Origin of the sequence: Metapseudomonas otitidis, from assembly GCF_011397855.1 — a bacterium.
GTDB lineage: Bacteria > Pseudomonadota > Gammaproteobacteria > Pseudomonadales > Pseudomonadaceae > Metapseudomonas > Metapseudomonas otitidis.
Genome location: NZ_AP022642.1, coordinates 4825063 through 4843568, shown reverse-complemented (window position 1 = coordinate 4843568; position 18506 = coordinate 4825063). Strand labels below are relative to the sequence as shown.

18 protein-coding genes are annotated in these 18506 nt (G+C 69.0%); 13 read left to right on the top strand and 5 right to left on the bottom strand.

Annotated elements, in window-relative coordinates; translation table 11 throughout:
* Positions 1-43 precede the first annotated feature (43 nt).
* Positions 44-346: a DUF1883 domain-containing protein gene (locus tag PotMrB4_RS22420; RefSeq protein ID WP_044400048.1), complete on the bottom strand. Its 303-nt coding sequence runs from the start codon at positions 344-346 to the stop codon at positions 44-46.
* Between the two features lie 242 nt (positions 347-588).
* On the opposite strand from PotMrB4_RS22420, the gene PotMrB4_RS22415 reads away from it, so the two are divergent.
* The 10 genes from PotMrB4_RS22415 to PotMrB4_RS22370 all read left to right on the top strand — a co-directional run bounded on the left by PotMrB4_RS22415 (position 589) and on the right by PotMrB4_RS22370 (position 13236).
* The gene (locus PotMrB4_RS22415; RefSeq protein WP_172434523.1) at positions 589-1425 is read left to right on the top strand and encodes an AraC family transcriptional regulator; all 837 of its coding nucleotides are present in this window, start codon (positions 589-591) and stop codon (positions 1423-1425) included.
* 236 nt (positions 1426-1661) lie between these two features.
* Entirely contained in the window at positions 1662-3086 is a 1425-nt protein-coding gene (locus PotMrB4_RS22410) for a purine-cytosine permease family protein (RefSeq protein ID WP_172434522.1), read from the top strand.
* Positions 3083-3919, top strand: coding sequence for a nitrilase family protein (locus tag PotMrB4_RS22405; RefSeq protein WP_172434521.1), 837 nt, complete (start codon positions 3083-3085; stop codon positions 3917-3919). The genes PotMrB4_RS22410 and PotMrB4_RS22405 overlap by 4 nt, the downstream gene beginning before the upstream one ends.
* A gap of 261 nt (positions 3920-4180) precedes the next feature.
* Positions 4181-5212: an ABC transporter substrate-binding protein gene (locus PotMrB4_RS22400; RefSeq protein ID WP_107331290.1), complete on the top strand. Its 1032-nt coding sequence runs from the start codon at positions 4181-4183 to the stop codon at positions 5210-5212.
* A gap of 148 nt (positions 5213-5360) precedes the next feature.
* Positions 5361-6467, top strand: coding sequence for an NAD(P)/FAD-dependent oxidoreductase (locus PotMrB4_RS22395; RefSeq protein WP_172434520.1), 1107 nt, complete (start codon positions 5361-5363; stop codon positions 6465-6467).
* 441 nt (positions 6468-6908) lie between these two features.
* Positions 6909-7268, top strand: a complete 360-nt coding sequence (locus tag PotMrB4_RS22390; RefSeq protein WP_172434519.1) for a DUF3509 domain-containing protein — start codon at positions 6909-6911, stop codon at positions 7266-7268.
* A 224-nt stretch (positions 7269-7492) separates the two neighbouring features.
* Entirely contained in the window at positions 7493-9760 is a 2268-nt protein-coding gene (locus PotMrB4_RS22385) for an ATP-binding protein (RefSeq protein WP_172434518.1), read from the top strand.
* A 6-nt stretch (positions 9761-9766) separates the two neighbouring features.
* Positions 9767-10228 carry a response regulator gene (locus PotMrB4_RS22380; protein WP_107331293.1) on the top strand — a complete coding sequence of 154 codons (462 nt, stop codon included), beginning with the start codon at positions 9767-9769 and terminating at the stop codon, positions 10226-10228.
* A gap of 36 nt (positions 10229-10264) precedes the next feature.
* Entirely contained in the window at positions 10265-12652 is a 2388-nt protein-coding gene (locus PotMrB4_RS22375) for a response regulator (RefSeq protein WP_172434517.1), read from the top strand.
* Positions 12649-13236, top strand: coding sequence for a biliverdin-producing heme oxygenase (locus PotMrB4_RS22370; protein ID WP_172434516.1), 588 nt, complete (start codon positions 12649-12651; stop codon positions 13234-13236). Before PotMrB4_RS22375 ends, PotMrB4_RS22370 begins: the two co-directional genes overlap by 4 nt.
* A gap of 459 nt (positions 13237-13695) precedes the next feature.
* On the opposite strand, the gene PotMrB4_RS22365 is transcribed toward PotMrB4_RS22370, so the two are convergent.
* The gene (locus PotMrB4_RS22365; protein ID WP_172434515.1) at positions 13696-14934 is read right to left on the bottom strand and encodes an NADH:flavin oxidoreductase/NADH oxidase family protein; all 1239 of its coding nucleotides are present in this window, start codon (positions 14932-14934) and stop codon (positions 13696-13698) included.
* 100 nt (positions 14935-15034) lie between these two features.
* Between PotMrB4_RS22365 and PotMrB4_RS22360 the strand changes: the two genes are divergently transcribed.
* Both PotMrB4_RS22360 and PotMrB4_RS22355 read left to right on the top strand, forming a co-directional pair.
* Positions 15035-15460 (top strand): MerR family transcriptional regulator, encoded by a 426-nt coding sequence (locus tag PotMrB4_RS22360; protein ID WP_172434514.1) that lies wholly within the window; start codon positions 15035-15037, stop codon positions 15458-15460.
* Positions 15461-15604: 144 nt separating this feature from the next.
* The gene (locus PotMrB4_RS22355) at positions 15605-16087 is read left to right on the top strand and encodes a hypothetical protein (protein ID WP_139233625.1); all 483 of its coding nucleotides are present in this window, start codon (positions 15605-15607) and stop codon (positions 16085-16087) included.
* A gap of 13 nt (positions 16088-16100) precedes the next feature.
* On the opposite strand, the gene PotMrB4_RS22350 is transcribed toward PotMrB4_RS22355, so the two are convergent.
* Together PotMrB4_RS22350 and PotMrB4_RS22345 are read right to left on the bottom strand one after the other, a co-directional pair.
* Positions 16101-16796: a DUF4241 domain-containing protein gene (locus PotMrB4_RS22350; RefSeq protein WP_197939498.1), complete on the bottom strand. Its 696-nt coding sequence runs from the start codon at positions 16794-16796 to the stop codon at positions 16101-16103.
* On the bottom strand, positions 16793-17077 hold the full coding sequence (locus PotMrB4_RS22345; RefSeq protein ID WP_139233626.1) for a hypothetical protein: 285 nt from the start codon (positions 17075-17077) through the stop codon (positions 16793-16795). Before PotMrB4_RS22345 ends, PotMrB4_RS22350 begins: the two co-directional genes overlap by 4 nt.
* Before the next feature lie 339 nt (positions 17078-17416).
* On the opposite strand from PotMrB4_RS22345, the gene PotMrB4_RS22340 reads away from it, so the two are divergent.
* The gene (locus PotMrB4_RS22340) at positions 17417-18061 is read left to right on the top strand and encodes a DUF6348 family protein (protein ID WP_044400085.1); all 645 of its coding nucleotides are present in this window, start codon (positions 17417-17419) and stop codon (positions 18059-18061) included.
* Positions 18062-18132: 71 nt separating this feature from the next.
* Here PotMrB4_RS22340 and PotMrB4_RS22335 read toward each other — a convergent pair whose 3' ends face one another.
* A complete protein-coding gene (locus tag PotMrB4_RS22335; protein WP_052807504.1) occupies positions 18133-18504 on the bottom strand; it encodes a hypothetical protein in 372 nt (123 codons plus the stop codon).
* Positions 18505-18506 lie beyond the last annotated feature (2 nt).

Genomic DNA, 18506 nt, shown 5'->3' with positions numbered 1-18506 from the left:
CGACAGGGTCAGGTGAAAGAAAATGTTTCCGCGCCGGCCGGGCTCAGCCCATGTGGGAGCTGGAGCGGCGCACGAACTTGATGGAGTGCTTCAGGGTGGGCTTGCGGGTGACGCTGATGGCGCGGCGGGTCACCGTGTCGATGGTGATGTTCCAGAAGCCGGTGCTGGGCACCGTGATGCGCGCCGGGAAGCGGTCGAAGGCGCCGCCGTGGTAGGTGTGGCGGCCGCCGTTCTTGAAGCTGCGGAAGTTGGCATCGCTCATCAGGCGGATGTTGCAGACCTGCGAGCACTCGATGACGACCAGGTCGCCTTCGTTGAGGTGTTCGCGTTGATGGATGAACTTCATGGCAAGGCTCCGGAGCAGGGGTGACGCGGGGGCGCAACGATAGCACGGCCGGCCCGCGTCCCGCTGCCCCGGGCGCGGCGTGCGCGACGGAATGCCCGGGTTCTCCAGGGCGCGGTTGCCGGGCGCCGGTGGCCCGGGAATGATCCCCCGTTGCGGGCGCGAGCCCGGTCTAGGCTGCGCTGCGAAAGATCGCAATTCCTGCAAATCCGCTGCCGCTAGCGTCTGGTCCAGGGAGGCTGACCATGAAACCCGAAACCCTCGCTCACTATGCCCGCCGCATCGACCCGGTGCTGCGCTGGCTGGCCGCTCACCCGGACGCCGATCCGGACCTCCACCACCTGGCGGAGCTGGCCTGCCTGTCGCCGTACCACTTCCACCGCGTGTACCGCGCGATGCTCGGCGAGACGGTCAATGCCACGGCCCAGCGGCTGCGCATGCACCGCGCGGCGGTGGCCCTGGCCGGTACGGGGGATTCACTGGAACGGGTCGGCCGGCGTGCCGGGTACAGCTCGCACGCCGCCTTCAACCGCGCCTTTGGCGCCCACTTCGGGCTGCCCCCGGGACGCTACCGCGAAACCCGGGCCCGCCCGCTCGCCCCCCAGGAGCTCGCCATGTACCCCATCGCCATCGAGACCTTCCCAGGCGCCGTCCTCGCCACCCTGCCGCACCAGGGCAGCTACCAGGGCATCGGCCCGCTGTTCGGCCGCGCCTTCATGCTCGCCATGGGCCAGGGGCTGCTCGGCCCCGACTGCCTGATGTACGGCGTCTACTTCGACGACCCGGCCCAGGTGCCCGAGGCGCGCCTGCGCTCGCTGGCGGGCATTTCCGTGTCCCCGCAGGCGGTGATCGGCGGCGAGCTGGAGCGCTACGAGATCCCCGCCGGGCGCTGCGCCATGCTCACCTACACCGGGCCCTACAACGAGATGGGCAAGGCCTATGACTGGCTGTACTCGCGCTGGCTGCCGGAGAGCGGGCTGGAGCCGGGCGACTGCCCGATGTTCGAGCAGTACCTGAACGACCCGCGCAGCACCCCGCCCGCCCAGTTGCAGACGCGCATCTGCATGATGCTCGCGGGCTGACGCCCGGCGCCGCCTTCCCGGGGGAAGGCGGCGCGATAGTTTGCAGAATCCGCAACTGAGTATTTGTCCTGTCCGATGTATCCCGAGCAACCGCTTGGCTAGAGTCCGGCGCACAACCATTACAACAACGCCGGACACTGCCATGCCTGACGCCTCGTTCGCCCTGCGCCCCGTCCCCTCGTCCTGATCCGCGCCGTCGCCGCGCCTTCAACTTCCCTACCGGACGAGGACTTCCCATGACTCAACAGCACGACGCGCGCCCGATGATCGAGGTGCGCTCCATCGACTACGTGCCCCGCCACGAACGCCACGGCAAGGTGTGGCACCAGGGGCCGTTCTGGTTCACCGGCAACTTCGTGCTCACCACCCTGGTCACCGGTTTCACCGGGCCGGCCCTGGGGCTGGGGGCGCTGGGTTCGATCCTGGCGATCCTCATCGGCGTGTGCATCGGCACCTTCTTCATGGCCTTCCACGCCAACCAGGGCCCGCGCATGGGCCTGCCGCAGATGATCCAGTCGCGCCCGCAGTTCGGCGTGCGCGGCGCGGTGGTGCCGTTCCTCGCCGTGGTGTTCGTGTACATCGGCTTCAACGTGTTCAACGTCATCCTCGCCACCGACGCCATCAACACCGTGCTGCCCGGCGCCCGCACCCCCTGGTACGTGCTGCTGGTGGGGCTGGCGGTGCTGCTGGCCATCGTCGGCCATGACCTGCTGCACGCCGTGCAGCGCTGGCTGACCTGGCTGATGATCGCGGTGTTCGGCGCCCTGACCCTGTTCGCCGTGACCCAGCTCAGCGCCGATGCCGCGTTGCAGGGCAGCGGCTTCAGCTGGAGCGCCTTCCTCGTGCAGCTCTCGGCGGCCGCCGGCTACCAGATCAGCTACTCGGTGTACGTCTCCGACTACTCGCGCTACCTGCCGGAGGAAACCCCCGCCGGCAAGGTCATCTTCTGGACCTACCTGGGGGCCGGCGCCTCGGCGCTGTGGCTGATGTCCCTCGGCGCCTTCCTCGCCTCGGCCCTGCCGGCGCCGGACGCCATCGGCAGCGTGCGCGAGCTGGGCAACCAGCTGCACGACGGCTTCGGCACCCTCATCGTGCTGGTGGCGGTGCCCTCGCTGGTGGGTATCATGGCGGTCAACTGCTACGGCGCCATGCTCACCGGGCTCAGCGCGCTGGATGCCTTCTCCCGCGTGCGCCCAACCCTGGGCGTGCGGGTGGCCGGCATCAGCGTGGTGGCGCTGGTGATCCTGCTGGTGGCACGGATGATCCCGGAGAGCTACCTGGGCAGCTTCAACACCTTCGTGCTGCTGATGCTCTACTTCCTCGTGCCGTGGACGGCGGTGAACCTGGTGGACTTCTACCTGGTGCGCAAGGGCCGCTACGCCATCGCCGAGATCTTCAACCCCGAGGGCGTCTACCGCGGCTGGTCGCGCCCCGGCCTGGTGGCCTACGGCCTGGGCCTGCTGGCCATGGTGCCGTTCATGTCCCTGAGCTTCTGGAGCGGCCCTTTCGCCACCGCCCTGGGCGGTGCCGACATCGCCTTCGCTATCGGCCTGCCGGTGGCGGGCCTGGCCTACTGGCTGCAATGCCGCCACCAGGACCGCAGCGAGGAAGAACGCCTCGCCGCCCTCGACCCGCAACGCCTGGAGGACCCGCGCCCATGAACACCCGTCCCGTCGCCCCGGTGAAGGTGGCCTGCTGCCAGGTGGCGCCGCGCATCGGCGAACTGGCCCACAACCGCGCCCTGGCCGAGGGCGCCATCCGCCGTGCGGCCCTGGAGGGCGCACACATCATCGTCCTGCCGGAGCTGGTGCAGAGCGGCTACCTGTTCCGCGACAAGGCCGAGGCCCTGGCGCTTTCCGAGCCCTTGGACGGCCCGGCGGTCAGCCACTGGCAGGCCCTGGCGCGGGAGCTGGGGGTGGTCATCGCCGCCGGCTTCTGCGAGCGCCGTGACGACGGCGAGCTGGCCAACAGCGCCGTGCTGGTGGACCCGGACGGCCTGCGCGCGCATTACCGCAAGGCCCACCTGTGGGATGCCGAGAAGGCCCTGTTCATCCCCGGCGACGCAGCGCCGCCGGTGGTGGATACCGTCCACGGCCGCCTGGGGCTGATGATCTGCTACGACCTGGAGTTCCCCGAATGGGTGCGCCTGCCGGCCCTGGCCGGCGCCCAGCTGCTCTGTGCCCCGGTGAACTGGCCCCTGGGCCCGCGCCCCCAGGGCGAACGCCCGGCGGAAGTGGTGCGGGTGCAGGCCAACGCGGCGGTGAACCGCATGTTCATCGCCGCCTGCGACCGCCACGGCCACGAGCGCGGGCAGGACTGGGTGCAGGGCTCGGTGATCGTCGATGCCGACGGCTTCCCCCTGGCCAGCCCGGTGGAGGGCGGCGAGCGCCTGCTGCTGGCGACCCTCGACCTGGCCCAGGCCGACGACAAGCGCATCAGTGCCCGCAACGACGTCCACGGTGACCGCCGCCCCGCGCTCTACCAGGCCCCCTGAGGGGCCTGCCTCCCTTTCTGCGTAAAACGTGAAACAGGCAGGCCAGAGCCTGTGAAGCAGTCGTCACTGTGACGGAGCGCATACCCTTCGGTGAGCGATGGGTTCAGACTACGCGCCCCCGTTTCACAACGGCGACAAGGGTGCCGAGGGTGGCTTCGCTGCGCGACGCCAGGCATCCGGTCCGTCATCACAAACACAATAAAGGGGCGACCGGTCACAGCGCCGTGCCCCGCGAACCAACAGCAAAAGAGGGAGTTTTCCATGGTTGTTGCGGTAAGACGCGCCCTGGGCCTGGCGCTGGCAGTCACCTGCCTGCCGGCCTCGGCGGATTTCGTCACGGTCATCACCTTCGGCGGTGCCAACAAGGACGTGCAGAAGGAAGCCTTCTTCAAGCCGTTCAAGGCCAGCACCGGCGACGCCGTGGTCCACGGCTCGTACAACGGCGATCTCGACAAGCTCAAGAGCATGATCGACATCAGCCACGTGACCTGGGACGTGGTGGAGGTGGAGGCCCCCGAACTGGCACGCGGCTGTGAAGAAGGCCTGTTCGAGAAGATCGACCCGGCCCTGGTGGGCAACCCCAGCGACTTCGTCGCCGGTGCCCTGCAACCCTGCGGCGTGGGCATCTTCGTCTGGTCCACCGTGCTCGCCTACGACTCTGCCCGCATCAAGGACGCCCCGCGCGGCTGGGCCGACTTCTGGGACCTGCGCAAGTACCCCGGCAAGCGCGGCCTGCGCCACGGCGCCAAGTACAACCTGGAATTCGCCCTGATGGCCGACGGCGTCGCGCCGAACGAGGTCTACCAGGTGCTCGACACCCCCGCCGGTGTCGACCGCGCCTTCCGCAAGCTCGACGAGATCAAGTCCAGCGTCGTCTGGTGGAAGTCCGGCGCCGAGCCGGTGCGCGCCCTGCAGGACGGCAAGGTGGCCATGAGCTCCGCCTACAACGGCCGCATCGCCACCGCCCAGAAGGAGACCCGCAGCCTGGCCATGGCCTGGGGCGGCAACATCTACGACTTCGACTACTGGGCCCTGCCCAAGGGCTCGTGGAAAGGCGAGCTGGCGAAGAAGTTCGTCCACTTCGTCAGTCAGCCGGACCAGCAGAAGGCCTTCGCCGAAGGCATCTCCTACAGCCCGGTGAACAACAAGGCGATCGCCATGATCAACCCGGCCATCGCCGCCACCCTGCCCACCGCCCCGCAGAACATCCGCGATGCCCTGCCGATGAACGTCACGTTCTGGGCGGCCCATGCCGATCTCGAAGCGCGTTTCGAGAACTGGGTGAAGAACTGACCCCGCCCCACCATGAAGCGGCCGTCCAGGCCGCTTCGTTTTTCCGGCAGCGCCTTCCGCTGCGGTCGACGTCCGGCCCGCGCCTCTGGCACGCTGCGCCAGCCCCGGCACAGCGTTGCCGGGCAGCCGCCTGACAGGGAGCGATGCGATGGCAGTGGATATCGAATGCGTGGTGGTGGGGGCCGGCGTGGTCGGCCTGGCCGTGGCCCGCGCACTGGCCCAGGCAGGGCGCGAAGTGGTGATCGTCGAAGCGGCCGACGCCATCGGCACCGGCATCAGCTCGCGCAATTCCGAAGTGATCCACGCCGGCATCTACTACCCGGCGGGCAGCCTCAAGGCGCGCCTGTGCGTCGACGGTCGCCATCGGCTCCTGGCCTTCTGCCGCAGCCACGGCGTGGCCGTGCAACAGCTCGGCAAGCTGATCGTCGCCACCGATGACGCCCAGGTGGCGCCGCTCCAGGCCCTGCTGGCGCGGGGGCTGGCCAACGGCGTGGATGACCTGCGCCTGCTGAGCCGCGACCAGGCCCTGGCGCTTGAACCCGACCTGCATTGCGTGGCCGCGCTGCATTCGCCGTCCACCGGCATCGTCGACTCCCACGGCCTGATGTTGGCACTGCTCGGCGACGCCGAGGCCGCCGGTGCCGCCCTGGCCCTGGGTTCGCCGTTGCTGTCGGCGCAGGTGCAGGGCGACGGCTTCCAGCTGACGGTAGGCGGCGCCAGCCCGACCACCCTCGGTTGCCGCCTGCTGGTCAACGCCGCCGGCCTTGGCGCCCCAGGCCTGGCTGGCCGTATCGACGGGCTGCCGGCCGCCCATGTCCCGCGCGGCTACCTGTGCAAGGGCCATTACTTCAGCCTCGCCGGACGGGCACCGTTCAGCCGCCTGGTCTACCCCGCGCCGGAGGCCGCCGGCCTGGGCGTGCACATGACCCTCGACCTGGGCGGCCAGGCCCGCTTCGGCCCCGACGTGCAGTGGACGGACACCGAGGACTACCAGGTCGACCCACGCCGCGCCGACGGCTTCTACGCCGCCATCCGCCGCTACTGGCCGGGCCTGCCCGACGGCGCGCTGCAGCCGGACTACGCCGGCATCCGCCCGAAGATCAGCAGCCCCGACGAGCCCGCAGCGGACTTCCGCATCAGCGGCCCCGAGGACCACGGCATCGTCGGCCTGGTGAACCTGTTCGGCATCGAATCCCCCGGCCTCACCTCCAGCCTGGCCATCGCCGACGTGGTGCGGCAGGCGCTGGAGCGTTAGGGAGCGAGGCGTTGCCTGTAGCCCGGACTTCAGTCCGGGAATGCCCCGCGCCATTTCCCTGGGCTGAAGCCCAGGCTACGGGGGCAGGGTGCTGCCTGTAGCCCGGACTTCAGTCCGGGATGCCCCGCACCATTTCCCTGGGTGGAAGCCCAGGCTACGAATTGTCCTGGGCCCCTCACATTGCTGAAACCTTGCCGCCGAGGTGTTGCCTGATTCTGGGAGGCGGCGATGTGTGGCTCTCATCCGGATGCGCCAAGGCGTGGGTTCGACCTTGCATTTTGCAAGGCGATCAACGTGCCATCGTGCAGGCTGCATATATCAAACTGCCTTCATCTCAAATAAATTCCTTTTAAATCAATTAGATAGATTTACAGTTCGGCTGGCATGCGCCCTGCAAATGCCTGGGTCCAAAAGCCCAATCCACTGACAGGGAGCCGAACAATGCAGATCGCCATCAAGGAATTCTTCGACGCTTTTCCCGGTTACGAAGTGTCCATCCGCCCGCGTCCGGACGGCATGTTGCTGCTGACCCTGGGCAAGGACGGCGAGGAGCCGTTGCGCAAGGCCATCCCGAGCGATGCGGTGTTCTGCACCGAGCGGGTGCGTGGGGTGATCCGCGAGATGCAGCGGGAAATGAAGCTGGCCTCCGGCGAAGTGACCTGGAAGGGCGAGGGCGACACCTGGCTCGACCGCGAGCTGCCCACCTTCAGCGGTGGCCCGATCCACATGACCGCCGCCAAGACCCTGGTCGAACGCCGTCGCCTGGAACTGCTCAACGCCCGTCGCGCCGTGGCCAGCTGAGGTCCGGCGCAGCGGATCGGCGATGACGTCGGTCCGCTGACGGGGAATTTTTCGCGATTTCCGTACTCCACCATTCCGAACCCCGTCGGAAGAATCGTTTTGCCAGCAACGACTGCTGGTAGAGGTTCTGATAGTTTGTGCCCTCGTTCACGTCAGATCCGGCGTATTACCCGGTAAGTCGTGTGGGTTTTCCCCGCCGCGAGGACACGAAAGGAGATCGCGTTGTGACACCCATCGACAGCACCGAGGACCTGGCGGCTGCGACCGAAGCCTGTGCCAAAGAGCCCATCCATATCCCGGGCAGCATCCAGCCCCACGGTTTCATGCTGGTCTTCGACGAAGGCCGTGGCTGCGTGGTGCAGGCCAGCGAGAACGTCCAGGACTGGCTCGGCCTGCCCGCCAGCGAACTGATCGGGCTCCCGTTCGAGCGCCTCTTCGAACACGCCGCTGTGCTCCAGGGCCGCCTGCAGGGGCTGGCCCTGGAAGACCCCAATCCTTTCCACCTGGGGGACGTGCGCTTCGCCATCGGCCAGGAGCGTTCGCTCCCGGTGGCGATGATGGTGCACCGCCACGACCAGGTGCTGATCGCCGAGTTCGAGCCGGCCAGCGACGCCATCGCCGCCTACGGCAATTTCTACCCGCTGGTGCGCAGCTTCGTCGCCCGCCTGCAGGACGCCGACAACGTCGACGAGCTGTGCCGCCACGCGGTGCAGGAGATGAAGTGCATCACCGGCTTCGGCCGGGTCAAGGCCTACCGCTTCGACGCCGAGGGCAATGGCCTGGTGCTGGCCGAAGAGGCCGACGAGGGCTACCCGCGCTACCTCGGCCTGTGCTTTCCCGCTTCCGACATCCCTCCCCAGGCGCGCGCGCTGTACCGCGCCAACCGCATCCGCGTGATCGAGGACGCCCACTACACGCCCTCGCCGCTGTACCCGGCGCAGAACCCGCTCACCGGACGCCCGCTGGACCTCAGCTTCGCCGCCCTGCGCAGTGTCTCGCCGGTGCACCTGCAGTACATGCGCAACATGGGCACCCTGGCTTCCATGTCCGTCTCCATCGTGGTGCGTGGCGAGCTGTGGGGGCTGATCTCCTGCCACGACCTGCACCCCCGGGGCGTGGGCTTCCAGACCCGTACCGCCTGCGAAATGCTCGGCAGCGTGCTCTCGCTGCAGATCGAGAGCCGTGAGGCCCACGACCGCACCGAGCACCTGCTGAGCCTGCGCCAGCACATCGTCCAGATGCTCTCGGCCATGGCCGACCGCGACAGCATCAGCGGCGGCCTGCTGGCCCAGCCGGAGACCTTCCTCGGCTTCGCAAAGGCCAGCGGCGCGGCCATCATCTCCGCCGCCCGCTGCGACCTGGTGGGCGAGACCCCGCCCCAGGCCCAGGTGACGGCGCTGGTGCACTGGCTGGCCCGGCGCCCCGGCATCAACGTGTTCCACAGCGACAACGTCGGCCGCGACATCGACGAACTGCCCGAACTCGCCCGGCATGCCGCGGGTGTACTGGCCGTGGCCATCTCGCAGATCCATTCCCACTACCTGGTGTGGTTCAAGCCCGAGCAGGCGCGCACCGTCGAATGGGCCGGGCGCCCGGAAAAGAGCGTCGACCCCAGCGGTGGCCTCAGCCCGCGGCACAGCTTCGAACGCTGGCAGCAGACCGTGCGCGGCTACTCGAGTCCCTGGGACCCGCTGGAGATCGAGGGCGTCTGGGAGCTGCGCACCGCCGTGCTCGGCATCGTCCTGCGCAAGGCCGAGGAGATGGCAGCGCTGGCCAGCGAGCTGAAGAAATCCAACAAGGAACTGGAAGCCTTCTCCTACAGCGTGTCCCACGACCTGCGCGCACCGTTGCGGCACATCGCGGGTTACGCCGAGCTGCTGGGGGAATTCGAAGGCAGTCGCCTGTCCGAACGGGGGCTGCGCTTCCTTGACCACATCGGCGAGTCCGCCCGCTTCGCCGGCACCCTGGTGGACAACCTGCTGAGCTTCTCGCAGATGGGCCGCGCGGCCCTGCGCTTCTCCGACGTGGACCTGCAGGCCCTGGTGGACGCCATCCTCAAGGAGATGGAGCCGGACCTGGTGGGCCGCAACATCCAATGGCACATCGCCGGGCTGCCCACGCTCATCGCCGATGCCGCCTTCCTCCACTTGGCCATGCGCAACCTGCTGGCCAACGCCGTGAAGTACAGCCGCGACCGCGACCCGGCGGTGATCGAGGTCAGCGCCCGCACCGAGGGCGACGAAGTGGTGGTGACGGTGAGCGACAACGGCGTGGGCTTCGACATGGCGTACGCCGGCAAGCTGTTCGGCGTGTTCCAGCGCCTGCATCGCATGGAAGAGTTCGAGGGCACCGGCATCGGCCTGGCCAGTGTGCGCCGCATCATCGAACGCCACGACGGCCGCGTATGGGCCGAGGGACGCGTGGGCGAGGGCGCCCGATTTCATTTCGCACTGCCCCTGAGGGCGCAGCACAGTCAACTACCCACTGAGTGATTACCCATGCTCAAACCCATCCTGCTGGTCGAGGACAACCCCCACGACCTGGAACTCACGCTGGTCGCTTTGGAGCGCAGCCAGCTGGCCAACGACGTCGTCGTCATGCGTGATGGCGCCGACGCCCTCGATTACCTGTTGCGTCGCAACCACTACGCCCAGCGTGACGACGGCAACCCCGCCGTGCTGCTGCTGGACCTGAAGCTACCCAAGGTCGACGGCCTGGAAGTGCTCAAGGCGGTGCGCGAGACGCCCGAGCTGCGCAGCATCCCCACCGTGATGCTGACCTCCTCCCGCGAGGAGCCGGACCTGCAGCGCGCCTACGAGCTGGGCGTGAACGCCTACGTGGTCAAGCCGGTCGAATTCAAGGAATTCGTCACCGCCATCTCCGACCTCGGCGTGTTCTGGGCCGTGCTCAACGAGCCGCCGCCGGGCTCGCTGCGACTGCAGCGCCGCCCCGGAAGCTGATACGGCCCGCCGACCCACAGGAAGCCCCCACACTCCATGCCGCAAACGCCACTCAAACTGCTGCTGGTCGAAGACAGCCCGCGGGACGCCGAACTGGCCCTGCTGATTCTGGAACGCAGCGGCCTCGAGGTCGACTCGACCCTGGTCTACCACCACGCCGGGGTCGAGCAGGCCCTGGCAGCCGCCACCTTCGACCTGATCCTCTGCGATTTCATCCTGCCCGGCTCGTCCGGCGCCCAGGCCCTGGAAGTGGCCCGGCGCCTGGCGCCGAAGACGCCCTTCATCTTCCTCTCCGGCGTGTTCGGCGAAGAACACGCGGTGGAGATGATGCGCCAGGGCGCCGTCGACTACGTGCTCAAGCAGAACCTCAGCCTGCTGCCCAAGGCCGTGGGCCGGGCCCTGGCCGAGGTGCGCGAGCGCGAACGCCGGCGCCGCGCCGAAGAGGCGCTGATGGAGGTGGAGGTGCGTGCGCGCCTGGCCATCGACGCCGCGCGCATGGGCATGTGGGACTACAACCCGCAGACCGGCCGGCTGCTCTGGGACGAACGCTGCAAGGCCCTCTACGAACTGCCCCGGGACGCCGAGGTGGACCTGGTCACCTTCTTCGACCGCTGCCACCCCAAGGACCGCCCCCTGCTGGAGCGCAAGGTCCAGGAGGCGCTGGCCGTGGACAGCGGCAACGAGTACCAGGCCGAGTACCGCGTGCAACTGCCGGGCGGGCGCGAGCGCTGGGTGCTCACCAGTGGCCGGGCCTTCTTCGAGGCGGGGCGCTGCGTGCGCTTCATCGGCGTGCTGCAGGACATCAGCGAGCAGAAGTACGCCACCGAGGCCCTGCAGCGGCTCAACGAAATGCTCGGCGAACGCGTCGAACGGCGCACCCGCGAGCGCGACCGCACCTGGGAGCTCTCCCGCGAGCTGCTGGCGGTGATGCGCTTCGACATGACGCCCATCGCCCTCAACCCCGCCTGGGAAGACACCCTCGGCCTCACCCGCGAGCAGCTCACCCGGGTGCAGCTGTGGCAGCTGATCCACCCCGACGACATCGAGGCGACCCTGCGCGAGACCGAGAGCGTGGCCGACGGCAACGTCTCCACCCGCTTCGTCAACCGCATGCGCCACACCGACGGCGACTACCGCTGGCTGTCCTGGACCATCGTCCCCGACGAGGGGCTGATGTACGCCGCCGTGCGCGACATCACCGGCGAGCGCGCGGTGCTCGACGAGCTGGCCGCCACCAACCAGCGCCTGCGCGAGCAGATCCGCGAACGCGAACGCATCGAGGCGACCCTGCAGCAGATGCAGCGCCTGGAAGCCATCGGCCAGCTCACCGCCGGGGTCGCCCACGACTTCAACAACCTGCTCACCGTCATCCTCACCAGCGCCACCTTCCTCGAGCGCGACGTCGAGCGTGGCAACCACGAGCGCATCCTCGGCCGCCTGCACAACATCCGCGAGGCCGGCGAGCGCGGCGCCAAGCTCACCGGGCAGTTGCTGGCGTTCTCCCGCCGGCAGCGCCTGGAGCCGGTACCGGTCAACCTCAACGACACCCTGCAGGGCCTGCTGGAGCTGCTGCAGCGCACCCTCGGCGGCGGCATCTGGGTGGAAACCCACACCGCCCCCGACCTCTGGCGGGCGCTGGTGGACCCGACCCAGACCGAGATGATCATCCTCAACCTCGCCATCAACGCCCGCGACGCCATGCCCCAGGGCGGCACCCTGCGCCTGGTGACCGCCAACGAGGTGGTGCAGGCCGCCGCGCAGCGCCCCGAAGACCCGGAGCCGGGCCCCTATGTGGTGCTGAGCATCGAGGACACCGGCGTGGGCATGACCGAGGAGGTGCTGGCCAAGGCCTTCGAGCCGTTCTTCACCACCAAGGAGGTGGGCAAGGGCTCCGGGCTCGGCCTGGCCCAGGTGTTCGGCTTCGCCAAGCAGTCCGGCGGCGGCGTCAGCATCCACACCGAGCCGGGGCGCGGTACGCGGGTCAAGGTCTACCTGCCGTGCATCCACGACGACTCCGGCGAGGCCTGCGCCGAGCGTCCGGCGGCCGTGCCGGTACCGGGGCCGAGCAGCACCGCGCGGACCATCCTGCTGGTGGACGACGACCCCCGCGTGCGCGAGGTGACCGCCGCGCTGCTGGAATCGCTGGGCTACCGGGTGCTGGAGGTCGGCAGCGGCAGCGAAGCGTTGCAGCGCCTGGAACAGGGCGTCGACCTGCTGCTCACCGACTACGCCATGCCCGGCATGAACGGCGCCGAGCTGGCCAACCTGGCGCAGCAGCAGCGGCCCGATCTGCCCGTCATCTTCATCACCGGCTACGCCGAACTGGGCGGGCTGGACCTGCCCGACCAGGTGGTGGTGCAGAAACCCTTCCGTGAAGCGGACATCGCCGCCAAGCTGCGCGCCGCCCTGGAGGAGCGCCCATGAGGGTGCGCGAGCACCTGCGCCAGGCCGGCGCCCCGTGGCACGAGGCCGTGGACGCCGCCTTCTCCCGCTTCGACCTGAGCCAGGCGGACGGCTACCGCGCCTTCCTGCGCGCCCATGCCCGCGCCTTGCCGGGGCTGGAGCAGGCCCTGGAGCAGGCCGGCATCGCCCAGCTGGTGCCGGACTGGCCGGCACGTCGCCGACGCCACGCCCTGCTGGCCGACCTGGCCGACCTGGGGTTGTCGCCGCCACCGACAGCCGCGCCCTGCCTGGACGCCAAACCGGGCCTGCTCTGGGGCCTGGCCTACGTGCTGGAAGGCTCGCGCCTGGGCGGTCGCCTGCTGGCCCGACAGGTCACCGGCGCCCAGGCTGACCTGCCCGTGCGCTACCTCGGCCATGGCCAGGACCAACCCCTCTGGCCCGACTTCCTCCGCCAGCTGGAAGCCCACGCCCACGACCTGCCCGAAGCCGACCTGGAACAGGGCGTGATCCTTGGCTTCCGCCATTTCCTGAACGCCGCCGAGCCCCCTGCCGAACAATCCGCAGGATGCGCTGAGCTCGGCGAACCGCATCGAATCCCCGCATGAGCCCGCCACGATGGGCTTCGCACAGCTCAGCCCATCCTACGTTTGTCGCCGCACCCTGCCGGACACTCCGCGCTTTACCAGTCCACCGCCTCGACGCACATCGGGCACCCGTAGGATGCGGTGAGCTCGGCGAACCGCATCGCCCCGTGCCCGAGCCCCGCAACGATGGGCTTCGCACAGCTCAGCCCATCCTACGTTTGCCGCCGCGCCCTGCCGGACACCATCTCGGCGTCAGGCACGTAGCCCGGGCTTCAGCCCGGGACCGCGGCGCATCCCTGGGCTGAAGCCCAGGCTACGGCTGAGCGTAGGGTGGGCTTCAGCCCACCATCGGAGCCGGCGGCACACCCTTTGGTGGATGGATAAAGCGCCATCCACCCTACACACCGGGCACCCCCGTAGGATGCGGTGAGCTCGGAGAACCGCATCAACCCGCGCCATCCCCCGCAGCCGTCTTCATGCCTACCCCTCACTACGCTCCGCCATGAGCCGGCGGTAATGGCGGGTGCGGTGGAGGGTGTGCCATTGCTCCTTGAGCAAGGCGCGCAGGGGGGAGACGCCGGGGCGGGGGGATTGGCCGTCGCCGAGGCGGCGCATCTGGTATTTCACGGCCGACATGTAGGCTAGCGCGGCGAGGGACTTGTTGCGCCAGCGGATGGGCGGCAGCTCGGCGCTGGCGGCGTTGTCGCCCTCACGCCAGCGGCGCGGCAGGGCCGGGTCCAGGGCCAGGGCGGTGGCGATGCCGGCCAGGCTCACGCCGCTGGCGAGCACCTGCTCCACCACCGGCAGCCGGCGGATGCCGCCGGTGACCATCACCGGCATGCGCGCTTCGGTGGCCAGTTCGCGGGCGAACTCCAGGAAGTACGCCTCCCGCGCGAGGGTGCGGCCATCCCGGGCGTCGCCCTGCATGGCCGGTGCCTCGTAGCTGCCGCCGGAGAGCTCCACCAGGTCCACCGGCAGGTCGTTCAGCCACAGCAGCACCTGGCGGGCGTCTTGCGGCTCGAAGCCGCCGCGCTGGAAGTCCGCCGAGTTCAGCTTCACCCCCACGCCGAAGCGCGGTGATACCCGCGCCCGCACCGCCTTCACCACCTCCAGCAGCAGGCGCGCGCGGTTCTCCAGGGAACCGCCCCAGCGGTCCTGGCGGCGGTTGGTCAGCGGCGATAGGAACTGGCTGAGCAGGTAGCCGTGGGCGGCGTGGATCTGCACGCCGTCGAAGCCGGCCTGCTCGGCCAGCACGGCGCTGGTGGCGAAGCGCTCGATCAGGGCGGCGATGTCCTGTTCCTCCAGCGCACGCGGGGTGGGGAACATCCGCGACAGGCTGCCCATCTCCAGGGCCACCGCCGACGGGGCCACGGTCGCCTGGCCGAGGTTGGCCTGCATCTGCCGGCCGGGGTGGTTCAGCTGCAGCCAGAACTGCGCGCCATGGGCCTTGCCCACCGTTGCCCATTCGCGGAAGCGCGGCAGCTGGCGGTCATCCTCCAGCACCACACCGCCGGGGCCGGTCATGGCGCGGGCGTCCACCATCACGTTGCCGCTGAGCAGCAACCCCACACCGCCTTCGGCCCAGGCCGCGTAGAGGCGCATCAGCGCATCGGACGGCGCCTGGAGGGGATCGGCGAGGTTCTCCTCCATGGAGGCCTTGGCGATGCGGTTGGGCAGGGTGGTGCCATTGGGCAGGCTGAGCGGCTGGAAGGGCGACATGGTGGGTGTCCTCGGGCGGGCATCGACGAAAGGTAGAAGAGCTGCGGCAGAGCCTAAGGTTAAAGTCAGCTTCAAGGTCAATAGGTGGAGAACCCCTGCCATGAAAATCGGTGAACTGGCGCGACGCAGCGGCCTGACCGCCTCGCGCATCCGCTTCTACGAGGCCAGCGGCCTGATCGCCGCCCAGCGCCTGGGCAATGGCTACCGGGACTACCCCGAGCAAGCCCTCGCGGTGCTGGAGCTGATCGCCTGCGGCCAGCAGGCCGGCTTCAGCCTGGAGGAGATGCGCCACCTGCTGCCCAGCCCCGGCCAGGTACACGGTAACCACGAGCGGATGCTGGAGGGCCTGCGGCGCAAGGTGGCGGAGATCGAGGCCATGCAGGCGCGCCTGGTGGTGGCCCGCGAGCGCCTCCTGCAGGTGATCGACAGCATCGAGGACAAGCCCGAAGGCATGGGCTGCCAGGAGAATGCCGAACGCGTGCTGGGGCGCCTGCGCAGTGGCACACAGCCGCTGCCGCAGCGCTGAGTTGGCGTTTTTGCCGGGCCACTTCGCGGCGGCGCGGGACGTTTGCAGCGACACTGCGCGCGGTTCCGGGGCGCGCAGGATTCGCCCATCGATCAGTCCGTGGAGGGCAGGGCAATGAAAGGGTTGGCAGCGGTGTGTGCAGGGATGGCGTTATCCACAGGGGCGGCCTGGGCAGGCGCATTGCCCGATCCGCAGGCATCCGGCGCGGCGGCCAAGGCGCCGGCGGTGCTGGAGCACTACGCCGGCGCGCTGGGCTGCAGCTTCTCGATGCCGGTGAAGACGCTGGTGCCCTTCACCGTGGTGGAGCCCGCCACCCTGGAGGAACACCCCCTGTACCTGGCGCTGTTCCAGGTGGACGAGGGCTGCGTGGGCGACGCGAGTGCAGTGCGCACCCACATCGCGGCGCTCCAGCCCGCCCGGAACGGCGGCCTCTATGTGGTGCCGGGTTATTCCCAGACCTCGCCCTACCTGCCCCAGCGCATCGACCGCCTGTTCGTCGAGGGCGAGGCATTGCGCTACACCGGCCAGGCCAGCCTGGACCCGGCCAACCCCGAGCCGCAGGCCGGCCAGCTGAGCCAGGAAGGCGGCCGCTGGATCGACGCCAACCTGGAGCCCCTGGGCGACTGAGCCGGCCCCGGCCTCAGTGCCAGGGCAACAGCAGGAAGTCGGTCACCACCGCCACCAGCCGGCCACTGGCGTCGTAGCCGAAGTAGCTGGGGTAGGCGCCGTCGCCATAGCCGCTGGAGAACAACGCCACGTTGCCGGCCTCGGTCGGCAGCAGGGTCCAGCTGCGGGTGTGCCGGTAGGTCGTGTCCAGCTCGGCCAGCAGGCGCTCGTCGAAGGCTTCGCCCTCCTGCTCGCGCTGCGCTTCGTAGCGGCGCAGGGCGGCGGCGTCCATGAAGCCGCCGGTGCCGCTGTCCACGCCGTAGCCGAAGAATTCGTCCGGGCCCAGGGTGCTCGGGTCCTGGCCGTCCACCAGGGCCATCTCCCAGCGGGTTGCCGCGCCGGGCGCGAAGACGATGCGGGCGAAGGCGATGCGCTCGTCCTCGCCGATCCGCGCGATGGCCAATTGCAGCGGGAAACGGCCCTTGGGTACCGCCTGGGTGAAAGGCGCGTCGCAGCTCACCAGCGGGTCACAGGCCACCAGTTGCCCGGTGGGCAGCTCCAGCTCGCCAATGGGCTGGGTGTAGAAGCGGTAGTCGATCCCTTCCACCTTGACCTGGTAGCCCTCGGCGAAGGCGGCATCGAAGGGCGGGTGGTTCATGGGGGCAACCTCCTCGGCGTGGAGCGTGGACAGGGCCAGCAGCAGGGTGAGGGCGGCGAGGGGGCGTTTCATTCGCAGCGGTACTCCAGGTGTGCGCCAGCGGCGGTGAACAGTTCATGCCATCGCTTGAGCTCATAGCTACTGGCGTTCAGCACCCGGAAGCGCCCCGTCTGCATACGCTCTCGGGCTTGTGCCGGAGTCAGTTGGGCGGCCAGCCGGAGGAGGGCGAACACCTTGATGGGTTGCTCGCCTGCGTCCAGAACCCACAGCGAGGGCTCCTCGGACCACGGGTGGTCGGGCGCCATGCTGCCAAAGCGGGCCACCAGATGCGCCAGAGCCTGGTCACTGGGCATGTTCGTGCATTCGCCAGCTGCCTCCCTGTGCTCAGCGCAGAACCACTCAAGCCCGACCGGGTGCCCCGCCGCGCGGGGGGCTAAGGGGCGGTAGTCGGCGAACCGGAACCAGCATCCGCAATCGACCAGCCCACAGCACACGCAGGGCCTGCCGCAAAGCATGCAGATGGCGGCTCTCACCGCGGCCTCCGGATGGCGGTGCATGGGCCTATCAGGCAGGACATTGGAAAAGCTCCCTCGCATTCATTGACGAACGACCGGCTCGTGATGCGGAAGCGCGTTACTCTACGCGCCGTTTCGGCCCGTGTCGGGCGCGCCATCATTACATAAGGATCGAAGATGGAACCGGTCTCTGTTTCGCAGCTTCTGGCTGCACTGTTCGAAGCCCACGGCGTCGAGTTCGTCGTGCACGAAGGGTGGGTTGCGCCGGGTGGCCGGCTGCCGGCGATCCGTGCCACCTGGTATCCCCGCGGCAAGACCGGCCGGCTGGATGTGGACGTGCTGCTGGAGGATGACAACCGCCACTTCCAGGAAGCCTTCGCCGGCGTGGGTGAGGGCGAGGCCGGCCTGCGCGATGCCTGGGAGAACTTCTGCCGCAACAGCTTCCACGTGCTGCTCTCGGCACTCTGGGGCCGTGTCGACGAGGACCAGGTGACGGTGGAGACCTGGCAGGTGGGTGAGCAGCGCTTCGAGGCGCACCTGGGCAACTTCTGCACGCGCGGTGCCGACGGCAAGGTGCCGGCGCTGCCGGAGGACCTGTTCCCCAGCATCGAGGCGCAGATCCGCGCCCTGCCGCTGGATGGGCGCATCCACTGGTTCCGGCACTTCTTCTGCGCCTTCGACAACCAGCGCACGGTGGAGGCGCTGTTCGACAACGAGCCCTGGCAAGCGGGCATGGACAGCTTCGCGGGGCTGGCCTGGCAGGACTCCGAGGCGTATTACAGCGCGCGGAATTTCCTGGTGATCAAGCCCGTCCCGGCCTGATCGGAGCGGGTCGTCCCCTCAAACAAAAAGCCCCGCATCATGCGGGGCTTCTTGTCGGGCGAGGCGGCGGATCAACGGTTGTTGTAGCCGTCTTCGCTCGGGTCGTAGGTGATCTGGTAGACGTTGAAGTTGGCACCGGTGGCGCCTACGCCGGTGTAGGTGATGCGGCCCTGGCCCTTGTACAGCTCTTCCATGCGCATGGCGTCGCTGCCGAAGTAGAAGGGGATGAACATCTTGCCGGTCATGCGGTTGTAGCTGTCGGTGGGCTGGCCGATCAGGTCATGCACCTGCTTCATGGACATGCCGGGCTGGACCTTGGCAAAGGGGCTGCCCGCCGGAATCTGGCCGACGATCTGTTGTTGCGGGGCACGCGGCGAGGAGCCGCAGGCGGCCAGCAGGCCCATGGCGGCGATCAGGCCGATGTGCAGGATCTTGGTACGCATTG